Genomic DNA, 18,083 nt, shown 5'->3' with positions numbered 1-18,083 from the left:
ATAGAACCGACCAATTCTACCGCATGAATTTTACAGGACTAACCGTCACAGCTGGCGCCCTGATTATCAACAAGTTTTAAAAACACGCAAGGAAGATGACCGGTATTAGAATACCGATGACCAGTTCTATACCTCCCCTGCCCCATAATCCCTTCGGCCCTTTAATCATCACAATGCCGCTGAGGGTGATTAAAATCAGGCAGACAGCAAAAGCATCGGCAAACCAAGTCCACCATTTGCCGGGATTAAAATGAAGCTGCACCATCGGGGAGATGAGCGGACGGCGCTTCAATCCTTCATACACCGCATCGTTCGTCCGGGTGTCAATCACCAAGCTGGAGCCTCCTTTCAGGAAAACTTTTATCCTATCCGGTTTCGGGTAATAATATTTGGTGAAATTCTCCGCTTCGCCCAACGGTTCCAGCAATGCCAGAATCACCTTGTCATTCACCTTGTTTTTGTCAGACAAGTCCGCTGTTACCTTATACTCTTTCCGCGTAACCGTATAATGAGGATTTATGCTATCCCGATGGTTCATTACGAGACCTGAGACAGCATAAATCAGAATCATTCCGGCAAAGAAGAATGACAGTTCGCGATGAACCGTCCTACTCCATTTGCGAAACGCCGCTCCTTTACTCTTGAATTTCATAAGAACTTGCTTCCAAGTAATAGAACGACAGGTAATCTTTTCCAGTAGCTGTTTTTCTTTCAGCTATCTTCGCACGGAAATCGGCAATGCGTGCTTCGGGAGTATTCGCTGTTTCGCCGCGTGCTTTCTTCTCCGAATCACATCCGGCAGCCGTTTCGCCATGAGATTTTTCGGTCTGCGCTTTCAGCCGGCTTTCCCAGTTTTGCAGATAAGCCTCATCAACGCGCTGCTCTTTCAATGTTCCGGTAACCGTGACAATGGCATTGACGCAACGGGTATCAAACGAGCCTAACGGACCGGCTTCTACCCGGATCGTCTTAGTATCGTCGCTGCCCATCAAAAACATTTTCGTAGCGCCATGCTTGCAAGTGTGTGTACAAATCCCCTCAATCGTTACCTCCTTGTTTACCAGCGAATCGGCATCCGAGAGCAAATCATCAATGCTTAACGCCGACGGAGCAGCCTGTTCCGTTTGTTCAGACTGACTTTGCTTATTACTGTTTCCACAAGAGGTAATCATTACCATAGCTGCCATAAAAGCGGCAGCAACCATCAATTTAGTTTTCATACATTATCATTTTTAGTTTTAGAAAAAGACGCCCAGTGAACAAGCGGCATACCGGGCCGTTCCGCATTTTTTATAATAAGTGCCCTGCCATTGGAATGACAACGACAAACTGTATTTCTTTATCGGATAGTTTCCCTGCAAGCGGACTCCTGTCCAGCCGTAACTGTCGGACAAGTAAGTGATATTCGCCAACAAGGTTTGTGCCGATGATTTCGAAGTATCCAATCCCGGCAAAGCATATTCAGCCGAGAGGTTGGCGTAATAACCGCCGTTGGCTTCTGCCGCCAACTGCAAACGGTTTATCTGATAGTGCAAACGGGCACGCAACGAACCGGACAATGCCGACAGATGGACGAAACGAGACACCGTGTTGTAATCGGCCCTCCACCGATGACAAGTAACGTTAGGGATGATTGCTCCGCCCCATGTCCGTTCACCATACGGAAGTTTTTCCCACAGTCCCTCTGCCGAAATCCTGCTGTCGGCAATCTTTATCCCCGGCGAGGTACTAATCAGTGTTCCGTACGAACTCCCGCCAGCCTCACCGTAGAGATTTTCCGTTCCCTTACGGACTGTATATTTCGCTTTCAGCTTTACACCGAAAGTATTTCCCTTCCAAGAAGTCCGCAGCCAACTCACATTCCCATCCAAGTTTGTAGTACCCAGCTCCAGCAATGTGAGATTATTGGCACTGCTCAGTTTCTTATCCAGAGCCATGTGTCCCATTGAAACCACGGCAGATATTCCCTGTTCCGCATCTGCCGGCAGGATGCCCACACTTCCTTTCCACTGCATACCTTGATATTTTGTTCCGGTCTGATTCCCTGCAAAACGCGCATAATCCATCCCCAGCCCCAATACATGGTATACTGAAGTAGAACCTTTGTCGGCAAGAAACGAAATCTCACTGTTCTGCTGGTAGTACCGGAAATCGGCGGATACTCCTATACGATACGTACCCAAACGATAGCCTCCTCCTGCGGAGAAAGAAAGATCGGAAGCCGTATTGCGCGGACGTGGGTCTTTATCCCGATAATTATGAGAAGCTCTGTAACCTCCGGTCAGCCCCCATGTCCAACGCCCCGATTCATCGGCATATCCACCATTGAAATAATAAGTCTCTCCCTTCAGGAAACCACCTATTGAATCGCCTGTTACATAAGGAGCCACCAACTCCCAGTCGATGTTCTCGTTCCACAATACATTGTCTTGTTTCCGGCTTCGGTATCCGGCAGACCCAAACACCCGATTATGCTCCGACAGAATAACAAACGAATGTACATCTACTCCGACGTGAGCATCGTTATCGCCTTCTTGCTTCAAAGCTGCCCTGCCCTTATCATGACGGACGGCGTTTACATCCACACTTGTCCACGTATACGGAGTGTAATAATAATACAGTGCCGGATTCTGCCATACTTCACCGCGAAATCCGGTTGCGAACGAGCCCATACGGCTTACCTTATCAGGTAATGAAAGCGTATCGGCAACCGTTTGTCCGACGGTTTTCTGCACATTCGTCCCAATGAAAGCAACCAATAACGTTATAACTATTCGCATCCGGATTCGTATCATAAAACAAACAACAAAGATTTATTATGTCAACAAAAACGTTTCTGATTATTCGGCAAACAAACTCGGAGTGGCAGCCGGCGTGAAATCAACGGTAGAGTTGTTCGTGTCTTGCAGTACCTCGCGGTCATTATCCGTATAAGCCACCTTACGCATTACGCACTTGCCGATGTTTTCTGCCACGGTGTTATTTACGCCGATATAGGTATGCCCCATATCCAGTTCGGTAGCCGTAACATTCCACTGCCATTCATTGGTAGCACCGATATTCACAGCGTCTATCACCCATTCGTTAGGGAATTTATATTTGCTCTGAGGCTTGCTTACCGTTCCGCTTTGCAATACATACGTGTAGTCGTAAGTATAATCTGCGATATACTGTTCTTTCGTCATTCCTTCGGGCAGTCTGCCGATGGCATAAGCACGGTTACCCTGCTTGTTCAGTATCCAGATGGTCTTGGTATAGCAATAATAGATATCCATATTGGGAACAGCCGGATTGTCTACGTCTTGTTTCGATTCGATGTACCATTCAAAGTTGGCATTGCTCAGGTCGATGGAGTTCGGGTTAGCCTCTTTGTGGTTGATGGCGTTATCGCAGATAATAAAAGACTCTCCCGGTTGTACCGGATAATCTGTTCCGTTACCCGGTACTACTACCACAGAACCTACCGCAATCGCTTCGTTCATGATATCCGGGTCTACCGACTGATATTTCTGTGTGGTGGTGAATTGCGATTCCATGAATACCAGTCCGTCTGCATACAGAACCGTATCTGAGTTGTTGTAGATGCGCACGTATTGGTCTCCGTTATACTGCTTTCCGGCCTCGTTATAAGTTCCGGGGAGGAATATTTCGGCAATCACGAAGTCGGCATCGCCTGTATTCACCACGTGTGCCGTCAAGTCCAGCTTGCACGAACCGCCTGAAACTGTCACGTTCTGCTGTACTCCCTGCACGTTTACCTCTACCGAAGTTCCGTTCTGCGAATACGTCCCCTTCCCGATGAAAGTAACGTTATATAATCCATCCGCTAACTGAATAAGGCTGGTAGGATAACTTACATCGGTCTTAGCAGATGTATTCACGTTCTCGAATGTATAAGTACCGGAGGTTATCTGCAACCCCTCGATTGTTGTATTTACAGTGGCAGAAATACTTACGTCGGACATGCTTACTCCTTCGTCGTCACTACATGCGCTGAATCCCAATGCTGCCGCAAAGAGAACAGCCAGAGCTAATTGATTTTTTTTCATATTCATTACTCTTTTATTTTAGATTATTAAAAAGTCAAGTTCATTTCCATGCCGAAATAAGGCGATTCCGGTGTCCGGCGTTGCAATACTCCCCTCAAGGTGTAATCGGGATAAATGCCCAAGATGCGGTTTACGTAAAACGACAGATTCAGGTATTTACCGATTCGCTTGCTTGCCTTTAAGTTGACATCCATGTAGAAAGGCACGGTGGTACGTTCGAAATAGGTAGCCGAATACTTTTCTACCAGATGCTGCAACTGGATATTTTCTGCATCTTCGGCACGGAAAGGATAGGTTTCGCCCGACTGGTCGATGTAACTTACCGGCATACCGTCGTTCCACAGATTACGGCGATTAGTGTACCATGTACATTGCAGTGAAGTTGAAAAGGTCAAGCCCAAACGCTGGAGATAGGTGTCAAACATAAAGTTGGTATTAAACGCCTGACTTTCTGTTCCTTCTTCGCCCTCGTATAATCCAACGTATTCCAACTGCTTATTATCCAGCAAAATGGAGGAAGCCTTATATTTCGGAACGTCTGAGCTATAAATGTTTTTTATCCACGCCCCATACACCGTAACGCGGGTTTTCAGCAGTTCGATTCGTTTGGATGAGAATTGAAACTCCACGCCTTCTTTCTCCATTTTCATCACGTTGCCCACGGTAGAATATACGTCAAGATTATATTCGTCGGTATAAGCCAGTTCCGACAGTTCGGGAGGAGCAGTCAGCGTAGAGCCGTCAATACTCGACGGGTCATAGAGTTTATAAGCCAGCGATTTGTAATATGTCAGGTCGCCGAAACCGTTGTTCATCCGCTCGCGGAAGTAAGTAACAGACAAGCGATTCCCTTTATAGCCTATATCGGCGCGAACCTCCCACTTCCGGTTACGTGCCGGCTCTAACTGATAATTGGTATTGTCCCACTTATACGTCATCATGTTGATGCGACGGTAATCGGGATTGGTATGATAATAATTCAACTGAATCAAATCGACATACTTCAGGTCGGGGTAAAGCTGCGAAATGGTAGGCATACGGCTTATCCATCCCAAACCGCCGGAAAAAGTGATATTCCATCCATTGAATGCAGGCAAACGCCATTGCAAATCCAGACGGAGGTCGGGATATACCTTGCCTTTCATCTCGTATTGGCTGTCAAGCCCCAACAGCGACTGCAAGCGGACACCCGCCGTAAGAGACAGTTTATGGCTTTGTACGGGAAGATGTAAAACCTCTTCGGCATAGAAGGCAAAAGGTTGCAGCCCCGGCACGTCTTTAAAACGACGCGGACGGGTACTCATGCTTTCACTGATGGGGCGCGTGACGTCGAACACTTGTCCTTCGCCCAAATTCTTCTGATAATTCCACTCCACGCCCATGTTCGTCTCGTTACGCAACATGCCGACAGGAAAAGCCAAGCGGGTACGTGCCGCAGCCGTAACGTATAAGGGCTTACCGTCGATTTCCATTTGTGCCACGTAATTGTATGGTAAATAGATACCGTCAGATTCTCCTTCTTCTTTCTGAATGGATATGGCTGCCGGACGGTTGAGGGAGACCGATTTCGTTTCACGCATTTTCTCCCATTGCTGGCTGACGGAGGTGGTCAGGTTTATCTCCCGAATCCATGAACGGTCGGGAAACTTCATATTCCATTTGCCTGCCACCTTCAGGCTGTTGAAATCCGACTTGTAAGCGTCTTCTTTTACGGTGGCATCCTTGTCACGTTTTGCATCGTCGAACGAACCGGTATAATCGGTACTGATATTCCAGTGGATGTTACGCTCGTTCCACAGCCACTTGCTATCCAGACGGGCAGACGCCGTGAAGCGCGTATAGTTTTTCACACTGTTGCGCGGGTCAATCTTTGCATCCAGATAATTGACATCGGCATTTAAAATATAACGTCCGTTGCCGTCCAGCCTGATTCCTTTACCTACCGAAAACAGTTTGCTGGTTTTATCGGCTTTGAAGCGTGCAGACAAGGGACTTTCGCTGGTTTTGCGCTGGATAATCACTGCGCCGTTCGACACGTTTCCGTACGCCACAGAAGGAATACCTCGGATAATCTCCACCTTCTCGATATTGTCGGTGGAAAGGGTACGCATATCCACTCCTTTCGCCATCGTGCTGGTGGCGTTTACGCTGGAAGTGCTGCCCGGCATGTATTGCAGGTTGGCATCTGTATTCAGGGACACACCGTCGACGAAAAACCCCACGCCCAACGAAGAAAGCGTCGATGTCTGACCGGTTTCGCGGATACGAATCAGGTTTGCCTGCCCCATCTGGGGGTCGGCCGACTTACCTCCGGGTACCAATTCCATCAAGTCGCTGAAACTGCTGGGCTGAAGGTGTTTCATCGCCGTGCGGTCGATTATGGATGCACTGGCGGCGTACTTCGACTCGGAAGCGGTTACAACAACCTCGTTCAGCGCCGTTGCCGAAGACTTTAAATAAAACGTTTCTGAAATATCCTGAACAACCTTTACTTCTTTTTCTACGGTATCATATCCTAAATACGAAACAACCACCCGATAAGTTTCGGGCCGGATGTGGGGGAGCTCAAAACGCCCGTTCGCATCTGTAATGCCTCCATAAGCAATTTGTTTCCCAACAAATAACTGAACCGTTGCATAATCTAACGTTTGATGGGTCTGTTTATCTAACACAACACCTCTAAACGCAAATGTCTGCCCCCATAAAAAAGATACATTACCCAATGTTATGAACCAAAGAAGTACGTATATACTTTTGCAAACCATCTCATCCTTTATTTGGTTTACAAAAGTACGAATCGCCCACAGCTGCGGCAATACCCACTTTTAGGTATTAAAAGGTGATTTCGGGCAGGCGCAATACCTAAACATGAGTATTTTGCTTTTGATTCATTTCCAAAGGAATATCGTCTACGCTCATCCCCCTCAAAACGCTACCGCAAGCGTTGGTCATCTCATGCGGTAGCGTTGACCGATTCTACCCATAGCGTTGGCCGGTTCTATGGGTAGAATTTTTCACCGCCAAACAGACCGTTACAAACCAAACCGGGAGGTGTCTACATTTTTTGATTCTTTCTTGGTATATCCGCCGAACTTGTAGCTGAACGACAGGGTAATACCGCGCTGATAGTTTGCCACACCCATGTCGAGATGCTGCGCCCCGTTGCGCACTTTCATATTGAAATGGTTATATCCATTAAAAATATCGGTTCCTTTCAGTTGAATCATGGCTTTGTCTCCGGCAAAGGTATAGCGCAGGGTTGCATTGACAGAACCTATCGGCTGAATACGGTAACTGCCTTGCAAGGCTTTGGTTTGACCAAAAGCGGTGACTTCGAACTTAATGTTCGGCTTTTGGCTGAGGATGAATGTATTCGTCCACGAACCGATGCCGGTCCACTGCCGGTTATCGAAGGGTGCATCGTAGTAATGACTCGCTTTGGCATGTCCGAACAGGGCATTCAGCGTCAATCGGCTGTCCCACCACCCGCCTACCTTGAACGGAATAACGGCTGTCAGAATCAACTGGTTGTTGTAATCCCAGTTCTGGTAGTTATACACAGACCGCAGGCGTTCGGAATCAAGATACACCATCTGCATAAAATAATCGGGCTGATAATCGTAACTCACCTGAAAGATATACTTACTCTTGAGGATGTATGTCAGCGCAGCGCTGTAATCGGTATAGGGTTTCAGATAGGCGTTTCCCACCGACTGCTGATAACCGTTGAGGTAGCCCACCGTTCCGCTCAGCGTCCAATAGTCGGGGTAAGTTTTATCCGAGCTGAAAGAAAGCTGAAGGATATGCGACGGAGACGGCACGTAACTCAACTGCATCGTGGGATAAACCGCCCACTTTTCGTAATCTTCCATCTTGTAATACTCTACGGCGGCAGACGCGCTAAGACTCCACCGTGGATTGAAACTCTTGTCGAAACCCACATACGCATTATAGGTATATTCGTCGATGCGGCTGTCGGTGTTATCGCTGCTCATTTCGAGCAGATTGTAACGCTGCATGTTCCGGTCGTTGACGTAAGTAAATGATGTTCCATAATTCAGTGTCCAGTCTTTCGGAAGCATCAGGCTGTGGTCGGCGTACACCTTCCATCGGTCGATACGCTGCTCGGAGTTACTGACAAATGCAGACTCCTGCCCGTCTGTTCCCGTATCGGAGAAATCTTGCGTATCTTTATTCTTATAAAATGTATAGTCGGCACCCGCTTTCAGCCCGAAGTCGGATGTATAGCTCAACGCGGCATTGTGCATCTGTTCGTCGCTTTCGTGGTAATTCCGCGAGTTGGAAATATTTCCCCATGCCCGTAAATCGTTAGTACCGTTGGGCGTAAAGTTTGTGGTGTAATTCAAATCAAGCTGATTTCCTTCACTGAACTTATAGGCGCCTCCCAAGCGGAACAAGTGGCTGATGCCCCTACCTTCGCCGTTGTCCGACAGGTGAATCTCATGCGTTTCGCCAGCTACCGTATGCAGTGCGTCAAACTCCATCGACTGACGGCTGTAACGGTCGTTAAGATTATACATAAAGTCGACATCAAACTTAGGCGAGGTATAGGCCAACGTTACACCGCCGTTTCCACCCGCCTCATCCAACTGCACGTAGCTGCCGTTCACTTCGCCCTGCAAACCTCCTTCGCCTTCCTTATAACCTTTCAGCACGAGATTGATAGCCGCGCCGCGCACGTGGTACTGCGGAGGAGCGCTATACATCACTTCCGCCCGCTCCACGCGCGAAGCCGGCATCGCCTTTAAGAGAGTTGTCAGTTGTTCGTAAGTCATCGACGACGGTTTCCCGTTTAATATGATGCTCAGCGAAGAAGTTCCGGCAAGTGTCAGTACGTCGTTCTGTTCCATCACGCCCGGAAGCTCCTTTATCGCTTCATAAGCATTCGTTACGAGCTTATTGGCAGTAAGTTGCGGCATGTCGTAAGTCAGCCGGCTGCCCTCCACCTTTACCAGCGGGCGGTCTGCCTTCACCACCACTTCGCCCAGCGCATAATCTTTTTCCTTCAGCACCGTTACGCCGGCATCGCTTCCCTTACCTTCTTTTTCCACCGTGTCGTACAGAATATGCTGGAAAATCAAACGATAATGCTCCGGCACCTGATTCAAAGAAAAGAATCCGGCAGTGTCTGTCACGGCAGCATCAACAAACGTTGAATCGATACGCTGGAGCACCACCGTAGCACCGTCAATCGGTCGTTCCCGGCTGTCTGTCACTTTCCCCGACAACGTTTGTGCCATGCTCAGGCTCGTCAACACACCAGCCAATAACAAGATGCTCATCAAAAAATATCTTTTCATATCAATTCGTTTTTAATATTTTCTTTATCTTTGACTTCGCAAAGATAGAAAGCAGCTTTTGCTTTCATGGTTAACGCGAGGTTAATGTTAGGTTAATATGGGAAAGATAAAACACATCCGCTGGATTGCCGTTATCGGACTACTGGCAATAATCGAGTTACAATATGTCTGGCTGACCAATACCTATAAACTGACGGAAGAAAGCCTGCTGATGAAAAGCGACGCACTGTTTAAAGATGCAGCTTTGCAGGAAGTGTTCTGCCGCATGGAGAAATACAAAAAGATGATGTCTTCCAAAGATACCACGTTTACCATATATCTTGAAGAAGACCCCGATACGCTTTCAGCGGATATGATGAAAAACCGCGCAAACCAATGGCTCATGTCAAGCCTGCATATCGCTTTCCAGAAAGCCGTGTTAAAGGAACTGAAGATGGAAGTATCTCTAACCGATTTGGATTCCATCTATACCCATATACTCGACTCGATTGATATTCATGCAAAGGTATTCTCGTGCGTCATAGATTCTTCGGGAAATGTTATCCGCAGCTCCGGCAAAACAGACATCAATGCCCACGGAACATTAAAGACCAGTCCCGTACCCATTAACTTCGAAAAGAGCCGATTCCTGCAAGGCATCATCACCAATCCCTACTGGCTGATCGTACAGCGGATGACCATGCTGCTGATAGCCACGGCACTGATAATGGTACTCGTCATCGGGTGTATCGTTTACCAGATACGCATCATCATCCGGCAAGACAAGATAGCCAAGCTGCGCGAAGACTTCTCATACGCCATGATTCACGATATGAAAACCCCGCTCAGCTCCATACTGATGGGAACGCAGATACTCGAAACCGGACGATTAGACAGTCAGCCGGAAAAGAAAGCCCGGTACTTCCGCATCCTGAGGGAAGAAAGCGAACACTTGCTGGCGCTGACTAACAAGGTGCTGACGCTCTCGAAGCTGGAAAACCATCGGCTGAAGCTGACTAAGACCGACTGCCCGCTACGTCCTCTATTGGAGGATTTGGCAGAGAAATACAAAGCCAATGCTCCGAAGAAAGTAACCTATGTATGGAATCTGACAACAGAAACCGTATACGCAGACCATGAGTTCTTAAAAGAGGCACTGAGCAACCTGATAGACAATGCCGTGAAATATTCGGGCGAGGAGGTGGAAATCATTCTCTCATCGGGGACACGGGCAGACGGAACAGACTATATCAGCATCCGCGACAATGGTTTCGGCATCCCGCTGAAAGAGCAGTCGAAGATATTCGAGAAGTATGAACGTGCCTCGGCTACCGAACGTAACCGCAAAGGAGGCGCAACGGGCTTCGGACTGGGACTGAACTACGTATTCCGAGTAGCCGAAGCACACGACGGACAAATAACGGTAGAAAGCATCGAAGGCGAATACAGCGTTTTTACGCTGCTGTTGCCATCTAAAGAAAAAGCAGAAAAAGAAAAGATATGATAAAGTTATTGTTAGTGGAAGACGATGCCAATTTGTGTTACATCATCCGGGGAGGCTTGGAAGACATGATAGGCGGTTATGAAGTAAAAACGGCAACCGACGGCAAAGAGGGATTACGCTTATGGCAGGAGTGGAATCCGGATGTCATCGTGTCTGATATCGAAATGCCGGTAATGGACGGTTATGAAATGGTGCGCCGCATCCGTGAAACCGACGGTACGACACCGATTCTGTTCACCTCCGGACGTGTATCGCCGAAAGACGTGGTAGAAGGTTATGAACTGGGTATTAATAACTACATCAAAAAGCCTTTTCTGGCAGAAGAGCTGAATGCGCATATCACGGCATTGATTCGCTTGACGAAAGGCATAAAAGCACGCGACACACATACACTGTATCCCATCGGCAAGCTATTCTCATTCGATGCGGCTCATGCTTTGCTACATCACCGGAACGAACCCGACAAAACTTTAACCGAACGCGAAGCCCGCCTCTTGCAACTGCTTTGTGAAAATAAAGGAGAGGTAGTAAAGCGCGAAGCAATCCTCGCCCAACTATGGGATACGGAAGAAGATTATTTCGCCTCGCGCAGCCTTGATGTTTTCATATCACGGCTCCGCAAACTATTGGCTGCCGATGAGACTGTGCAAATCAAAACAGTAAAAGGTATAGGACTGATGCTGACCGACTGATGCTTTCAAGGATTATCAATTAATAAAAGACCAACCATCTTTATGAATCTGACGGATTTATTAATCAGGGCACCTCTCTTTAAAGGTTGTAGTAAATTACAGATAGAAACATTTTTATCAACTACTTATTACCGCCTGCGCAGACGGACTGCGGATTATTACGTAGCCCACATGGGAGATACGTGTAACGATATTATCATTCTTATCGAGGGTTGTGTATATACCAGCATGATAAATAATGACAAGGAGGTAATAATCGAAACCATCACAGCTCCACTGGTATTGGCACCGGCTTTTGTTTATGGAGAAGTTAATTCATTTCCTGTCAATATCGTGACAAAAACGGACTGCACGTTTCTCTTTATTGATAAATCAGCGTTCTTAAACCTATTGCATAACGACAAGATGTTAATGACGAACTTTATCAAGATATTGTCAGACCGTTGTTATCGCCTGTCGGAAAGGATTCGCGAAGAAAACCTGCAATCATTAAAAGAGCGCGTTATCGAATACCTTCATAAACACGGGAAAATAGATAATGTACAATGGGTGGCACGCATATTGGGAGTAGCTAGACCTTCTTTATCAAGAGTGTTATCCGAACTAAGAAACGAAGGAACCGTCATCAACCTGTCGAACAAGATTATCCTTAAAAAAGATTAACGTCTGCTTCCTTATATTTAGCGCGTAACATTTGTTACGGCATTCCAATTTTTACAGGCATATTTTTGCATCCGATTCTAATTAAAACAACAGTTTACGAATATGGAAAAAAATATGTTTTGTTATCAGTGTCAGGAAACAGCCAATGGTATCGGATGCAAAATCATCGGCGTATGTGGCAAGAAGCCGGAAGTAGCTAAAGCTCAAGACCTTTTGATATATCTTTTAAAAGGAATCGGAGTAGCCGTTAGTCTCTGTAAATCAAAACCATGTTGCTGCTCAAAGAGAGCTGATGTATATAATTTTGTAAACGATTCGCTATTCTGTACCATAACGAATGCGAATTTCGACAAGGAGAGCATTTACAAAAGAATAGATGAAGCCATAGTACTGCGCAACCAGTTAATCAGTCGGATAAAAGAAAAGGGGGTGGCTATCCCCGACATAGATGTGCTTACTTGGAATGGAAACCGGACTGAATACGATGAGAAAGCCCAAACGGTAGGGGTGTTAAGCTGCAAAGACGAAGATATCCGCTCGCTTAAAGAACTTACCATGTATGGTCTTAAAGGGATGGCGGCGTATTTGGAACATGCCGCACGGTTAGGACTGGTTGAAACAGAAATCAATGATTTCATTCTTTATGCTTTAAGCGAATTGGTTCTTAACGAAGATGCAACTTCGCTTACTGCACTTGCGCTTACAACCGGCGAATGGGGTGTAAAAGCGATGGCGCTTTTGGATAAGGCGAATACGACGGCTTACGGAAACCCGGAAATTACAGAAGTTAATATTTCCGTAGGTAACCGGCCGGGCATCTTGGTAAGCGGACATGATTTAAACGACATCGAACAGTTGCTTGAACAGAGTAAAGACAGTGGCATTGATATTTATACTCACGGCGAAATGCTTCCTGCTCATTATTATCCGCGTCTTAAAAAATATGCTCATCTGAGGGGGAATTACGGCAACGCATGGTGGAAGCAACGCGAAGAATTTGAAACATTCAACGGGCCTATTCTTTTTACCACAAACTGTATCGTACCTCCCACAGGGAAGGCTACTTATTCCGGACGGGTTTATACGACCAACAGTACCGGATATCCGGGCTGGAAACACATCGTTTCTGACATGAACGGGAAAAAGGATTTCAGTGAAATCATCGCACTTGCCAAAACCTGTAAAGCACCTAAAGAAATAGAAAAAGGAAGCATCGTAGGAGGATTTGCACACGAACAGGTTTTTGCCCTTGCCGATAAGGTAGTAGAAGCTGTAAAAAACGGCGATATCCGTAAGTTTATCGTTATGGCGGGCTGCGACGGAAGAATGAAGAGCAGAGACTACTATACGGAATTTGCCAAATCTTTGCCCCAAGATTGTGTCATTCTTACAGCCGGTTGTGCTAAATACAGATATAACAAACTGCCTCTCGGAGATATCAACGGCATACCCAGAGTGCTTGATGCCGGTCAGTGTAACGACAGCTATTCACTGGCGCTTATCGCTTTGAAATTAAAGGAGGTATTCGGATTGAACGACATTAACGAACTGCCCATTGCTTATAACATTGCATGGTATGAACAGAAAGCCGTTATCGTACTGCTGGCACTGCTGAGTTTAGGAGTGAAGAATATCCATTTAGGTCCTACTTTACCCGCATTCTTATCTCCGAACGTAGCCAAAGTGTTGGTTGATAACTTTGGAATATCCGGCATAAACACGGTAGACGAGGATTTGAAAAGATTAGGAATCTTATAAGAGGAGTTGTCGCAGAACCTTGTCTCTGCTTCAGATTAAAAATCGTTTTCGGGGATGTTTTTCCGCATTGATAAGGGCGATGGCAGTTATCGGATGGAAACGGAGAAACATCCTCGAATACAAACTCAAAGTACGGACTGAGCAAAATCCAAACCGCCTCTTAAATGGTTTTCAGATATTGCTCAACTTTTTCAAAGAATAACGAAATGTGGGCTCCGTCTGCAAAAGCATGGCTGGCGGTCAGGGCGATGGGCATATACAGCCGCCCGTCACGTCTGATCGCTTTTCCGGCATTCATCAGCGGATAGTCCAGCGGATGGCCCACAGATTGCTGGGTATAAGTTACCGAAGTAAAATAGAGTTTCGGTGTGGCGCTGAGCAAGAATACATCAAAATCGCCTTGGTCGGCTATCTGTTTGTCCGTTCCATACGGGTCGCCGTCGGCAGGAATGGAGGTTACGATACGGCGGGCCTCAGCATAGAACGCATTGAAATCTTCCTGATACGGAATGCGTACCGTATAGAAAGTTTTTCCGGGAACGGCTATGGGAGAGATAACATCTACGGTATCGTGATAAACCACCTGTCCGTTTTTATCCCAGCGGTAACGCAATTCCTTGATTTCGTTTACGGCACGCAGTATGGCGTATAAGTAGTACAGGAAAAACGAACGCTCCGAAGCCTTAGCCGAAGCATAAGCGTCTGTACAGTCTACTTCGCCGGTGATGGAAATCCATGAGTTGGCAAACCCTCGAAAGAAGTTATAATTATCTTTCCGTTCCCATGTATTGATGTCTACGGTATGTTTCATTATTTGCTGAATTTTTGTGCCACTTTATGATAGGTGGGCATGTCTACGCCCAACCGTTCGCCAAGTTCAATCATATCGAAAAGCAAGCCTTGTATTTCCGATTCATGCCCGCGGGCAATGTCTTTCTGCATTGAAGCCGTACTGTGAGGGTCGAGTTTGTCGATAACCTTCAGATTATAAGCCACGGGGTCTTCGGGAAATACCACACCGGAGCGGCGTCCTATCTCCGCACTTTCGGTAGAAAGTCCGATAAACGTGTTTCTTACCTCCCCCTCGTGTTGCACTTCTCCCATCGGAACGTCGTGATAAGCACCCGTGCAGGCCATTGCCGAAATAAACGCCCACTTGATGAATGTATCGCGGTTGATGTCATCGGAAACGTCTACTTTGATGCCGCAACTGCGCAGTTCTTCCGCAATGCCCTCCAAGCGCGCGGGTGAGACACCCTGCTCCGGACGTGCGCCAAACACCATGCGGAAAATGGTTCCCATCTGGGTTATCTCGCCTTCACCCGAAACAAAGCCTACGATATAAATACACCCGTCGAGCACGGTGACCGAGGGAACCAAACGTCCGATGCGCGGCCCTGTGCCGTAAACGTTCAGGATGGGGATAACCAGCGTATCGGGAGTAGAAGCACGCTCTAACACTTCTTTGATGGAATCAATGGAATATCCCTTCACACATACAAATATCACATCAGCTTTCCCGCTGAATTCTTCGGCGGTACACGCCTTTACGGGGAGGTAATGCTCACCCTTGAGGTCGGACTTCAGGTGAAGTCCGTTGCGGCGTATGGCTTCCAAGTGTTTGCCACGGGCAATGCACGCCACCTCTTTGCCTGCCAATGCGAGGAATCCGGCAATAGAGCCGCCCACGCCTCCTGTTCCTACGACTAAATATTTCATTTTACACTGTTTTTTTGAGTTGATAAAAAAAGCCCGTAGTGAGCTTTTGTTTATTTGGAAATAAGCAGACTTATCGGAAGAATCGGTCTGACTGAAAACCGTGGCAAGTTATAAAAAGATTGACGAACCAACAAGGAATGGAGCGAAAACCTGCATCCGGAAAAAAGGGATGTGACAGGGGTGAAAAATTCTACCCATAGTGCAGGTTAACATTATGGGTAGAACCGGTCAACACTACCGCATGGAACGACCAACGCTTGCGGTAGCGTTTTCAGGGTAAAAAAGAAAGAAGTAAGTTCCGGAAAACCAACGTTTTACACAGAACTTACTTCTTATTCTTTCTTTTGCGGCGCCACGCTTCACGTGTTTGCCTTGCCGCGAATGCACAAATCTATCCGCGCGGATGCTTTCGGGGCGTATGCGATACGCCCCTACACCAGCGAATAGCAGGATTTATTTAACCTTTTTACCCCAATAAGTCTTATAGTTATCGCCATATCCGGCGTAAACAATGGTATGGGTTCGCGGAGAGGCTTCCCAGTCGGTTTCACGCTGCAAGTAAAGTTCAACACCGTTGTCGAACGTAAGAACGCGATTGCTGCTGTCATACGACCATGTAGCTCCCTCCCAGCTTCCTGCACTCACCGTATGGTCGGCAGAAAGAGTCATTGTAGAAGATATTTTCTGGTTTCCGTACGAATAAGAAAGGTCGATGTGTTCCCAGTCGCCTACCAGTTCGCTTTCCGTAATATCTACCTGCGGCACTGCACCGTAACGTTCAGGCATCACCACGGGCCATCCGTCCTCTGTCCAGCGGATGCTGCGTACATGTCCCATCATAAGGGCATTTGAAGCATTGATACCCGCTACGTTTTCAGGGAATCTGCCCTGCGATGCGAAATACCAGTTGCCGTTTCCGTCATCGAACACACAGCAGTGTGAAATTCCTACCCATCCATCGCTGCCGTTGAATTTATAAGGATGAGTAACAACAGGCAGAATATCACCTCCCACGTTGGTTATATCCGTACCGTCCATGCCCACATACGGGCCTGCAATGTTGGTAGCACGCGCCACGCGAGTGTTGTAAGGAACTTCCAGCGCGTCGTAAGCCAAGAACAGGTAGTAATATCCGTCGTGGTAAATGAGTTCCGGACCTTCCGATGCCTGCCAGCGGTTACCCATCTGGCGGGTAGCTATCAACTGACCGTAAGCGGCAATGTCTGAATCCGTTCCCCACGGGTTAGGCAGTTCGGCTTTCACCTTGCCCGTAGCCTCATCAAGTTCTACCAGCGCAATACCGCTGTGCCAAGAGCCGTAAGCCAGATAGTGGCGTCCGTCACCATCAATAATGTAGCTGGGGTCGATGGCATTCCACTTGTAGTAACAGTTAGCCCAATCGTTTGCCGGAACATTGAAGTCCAGCCCCTTGTCGGAAGCATTGGTAATAACGTAACCTTTATCCACCCATCCGCTGTTGTTGGCTGGGTCTGAGTTCTCCATCAAGCCAATGAATGCGCGTTCGCTCCATGTGCCGTCGCCGCTCAGCGTGCCGGGGCATACGATGGAATAATACATACGATACAGTCCGCTGTTTACCTTACGCACACACGGTGCCCAATAACCGAAATCGTCGACGCTGGGATTGACTTCTTCCAAGCCCATTGCTGTACGGATTTCGTTCAGCTTCGGAATCACCCAATCGGGCAGCGTCTGCATGGTTCCGCCCAAGTATTCCCAGTCTACCAAGTTCTTCGAACGGCGTCCGTGGAAATGTCCGCCCGCAGTGTGCGCGTTGCCATACGAAGCATCTGTTTGATACATATAATAATATCCGTCGTCGGCAAGAACCACTGTGGGGTCATGAACGTTACTCAAGTTCCATTGCGAACGGTTCGTCCAGTCGGCGATGCTTGAGTAATCATCCGGATAAGCGGGAGCTACGTAATTGGCGAGCTGTTCGTCAAGGCTCATGGCTCCCGTGGTAGCTTCAATAGGGTCGGAGTAAGTATAACGGCTGTTACCGTAAACAAAGGCACGTACATAGTAAGTTGAACTTCCCATCAGTCCGGAGATACTGGCAGAAAAATTTTCGTCGGCATCCACCACGTTGTCACTGATGGTCGGAGTTTGTGCATTGGCACTGTAACAGAATCCTCTCCGCACGATGTCTCCCACATTACCGGTAGCCGATGCAGTAAGAGTGAGCGAAGTACCTGTTGTTTCCGTTACTTCGGGAGCAGCTACGGTTATGCCGCTGTCGCTGTTATATTCGATGTTATCCAAGCCGTCGGAGCAAGCCGCCAAGACGAGCAGTAGAGACATCCAGATAAATGATAATTGTTTTTTCATCTGATGATTAGGTTTAGAAATTCCCCCGTTTCCCTCACGCGGAAGG

The 18,083-nt window shown here is 47.4% G+C and carries 13 protein-coding genes; 4 read left to right on the top strand and 9 right to left on the bottom strand.

Annotation, left to right across the window (positions count from 1 at the left end; all coding sequences use genetic code 11):
- Window positions 1–76 precede the first annotated feature (76 nt).
- From H9626_RS12610 to H9626_RS12585, 6 genes are all read right to left on the bottom strand, one after another.
- Window positions 77–652, bottom strand: a complete 576-nt coding sequence (locus tag H9626_RS12610) for a PepSY-associated TM helix domain-containing protein (RefSeq protein ID WP_191710711.1) — start codon at window positions 650–652, stop codon at window positions 77–79.
- Entirely contained in the window at window positions 636–1,220 is a 585-nt protein-coding gene (locus H9626_RS12605) for a hypothetical protein (protein WP_191710710.1), read from the bottom strand. Before H9626_RS12605 ends, H9626_RS12610 begins: the two co-directional genes overlap by 17 nt.
- An 18-nt stretch (window positions 1,221–1,238) precedes the next feature.
- Entirely contained in the window at window positions 1,239–2,780 is a 1,542-nt protein-coding gene (locus H9626_RS12600; RefSeq protein ID WP_438616947.1) for a DUF6850 family outer membrane beta-barrel protein, read from the bottom strand.
- A gap of 60 nt (window positions 2,781–2,840) precedes the next feature.
- Entirely contained in the window at window positions 2,841–4,055 is a 1,215-nt protein-coding gene (locus H9626_RS12595) for a DUF4876 domain-containing protein (RefSeq protein WP_191710708.1), read from the bottom strand.
- 20 nt (window positions 4,056–4,075) lie between these two features.
- Window positions 4,076–6,814 (bottom strand): TonB-dependent receptor, encoded by a 2,739-nt coding sequence (locus H9626_RS12590; protein ID WP_191710707.1) that lies wholly within the window; start codon window positions 6,812–6,814, stop codon window positions 4,076–4,078.
- Between the two features lie 267 nt (window positions 6,815–7,081).
- Window positions 7,082–9,370, bottom strand: coding sequence for an outer membrane beta-barrel family protein (locus tag H9626_RS12585; protein ID WP_191710706.1), 2,289 nt, complete (start codon window positions 9,368–9,370; stop codon window positions 7,082–7,084).
- Between the two features lie 97 nt (window positions 9,371–9,467).
- Here H9626_RS12585 and H9626_RS12580 point away from each other — a divergent pair, with 97 nt between their 5' ends.
- The 4 genes from H9626_RS12580 (at window position 9,468) to hcp (ending at window position 13,966) form a co-directional block, all read left to right on the top strand.
- The gene (locus H9626_RS12580; protein ID WP_191710705.1) at window positions 9,468–10,853 is read left to right on the top strand and encodes a sensor histidine kinase; all 1,386 of its coding nucleotides are present in this window, start codon (window positions 9,468–9,470) and stop codon (window positions 10,851–10,853) included.
- Entirely contained in the window at window positions 10,850–11,545 is a 696-nt protein-coding gene (locus H9626_RS12575; protein ID WP_191710704.1) for a response regulator transcription factor, read from the top strand. The genes H9626_RS12580 and H9626_RS12575 overlap by 4 nt, the downstream gene beginning before the upstream one ends.
- A gap of 42 nt (window positions 11,546–11,587) precedes the next feature.
- Window positions 11,588–12,208, top strand: coding sequence for a Crp/Fnr family transcriptional regulator (locus H9626_RS12570; protein ID WP_191710703.1), 621 nt, complete (start codon window positions 11,588–11,590; stop codon window positions 12,206–12,208).
- 102 nt (window positions 12,209–12,310) lie between these two features.
- On the top strand, window positions 12,311–13,966 hold the full coding sequence (gene hcp / locus H9626_RS12565; RefSeq protein ID WP_191710702.1) for a hydroxylamine reductase: 1,656 nt from the start codon (window positions 12,311–12,313) through the stop codon (window positions 13,964–13,966).
- 160 nt (window positions 13,967–14,126) lie between these two features.
- On the opposite strand, the gene H9626_RS12560 is transcribed toward hcp, so the two are convergent.
- The 3 genes from H9626_RS12560 to H9626_RS12550 all read right to left on the bottom strand — a co-directional run bounded on the left by H9626_RS12560 (window position 14,127) and on the right by H9626_RS12550 (window position 18,037).
- Window positions 14,127–14,777, bottom strand: a complete 651-nt coding sequence (locus tag H9626_RS12560) for a chloramphenicol acetyltransferase (protein ID WP_178257063.1) — start codon at window positions 14,775–14,777, stop codon at window positions 14,127–14,129.
- Window positions 14,777–15,685 (bottom strand): ketopantoate reductase family protein, encoded by a 909-nt coding sequence (locus H9626_RS12555; RefSeq protein ID WP_191710701.1) that lies wholly within the window; start codon window positions 15,683–15,685, stop codon window positions 14,777–14,779. The genes H9626_RS12560 and H9626_RS12555 overlap by 1 nt, the downstream gene beginning before the upstream one ends.
- Window positions 15,686–16,138: 453 nt before the next feature.
- Window positions 16,139–18,037: an arabinan endo-1,5-alpha-L-arabinosidase gene (locus H9626_RS12550; RefSeq protein ID WP_191710700.1), complete on the bottom strand. Its 1,899-nt coding sequence runs from the start codon at window positions 18,035–18,037 to the stop codon at window positions 16,139–16,141.
- Between the last annotated feature and the right edge of the window lie 46 nt (window positions 18,038–18,083).

The organism is Phocaeicola faecium, assembly GCF_014837055.1.
GTDB lineage: Bacteria > Bacteroidota > Bacteroidia > Bacteroidales > Bacteroidaceae > Phocaeicola > Phocaeicola gallinarum.
Note: the sequence above shows the minus strand (reverse complement) of the source record. Positions and strands in the feature narration are given on the sequence as shown.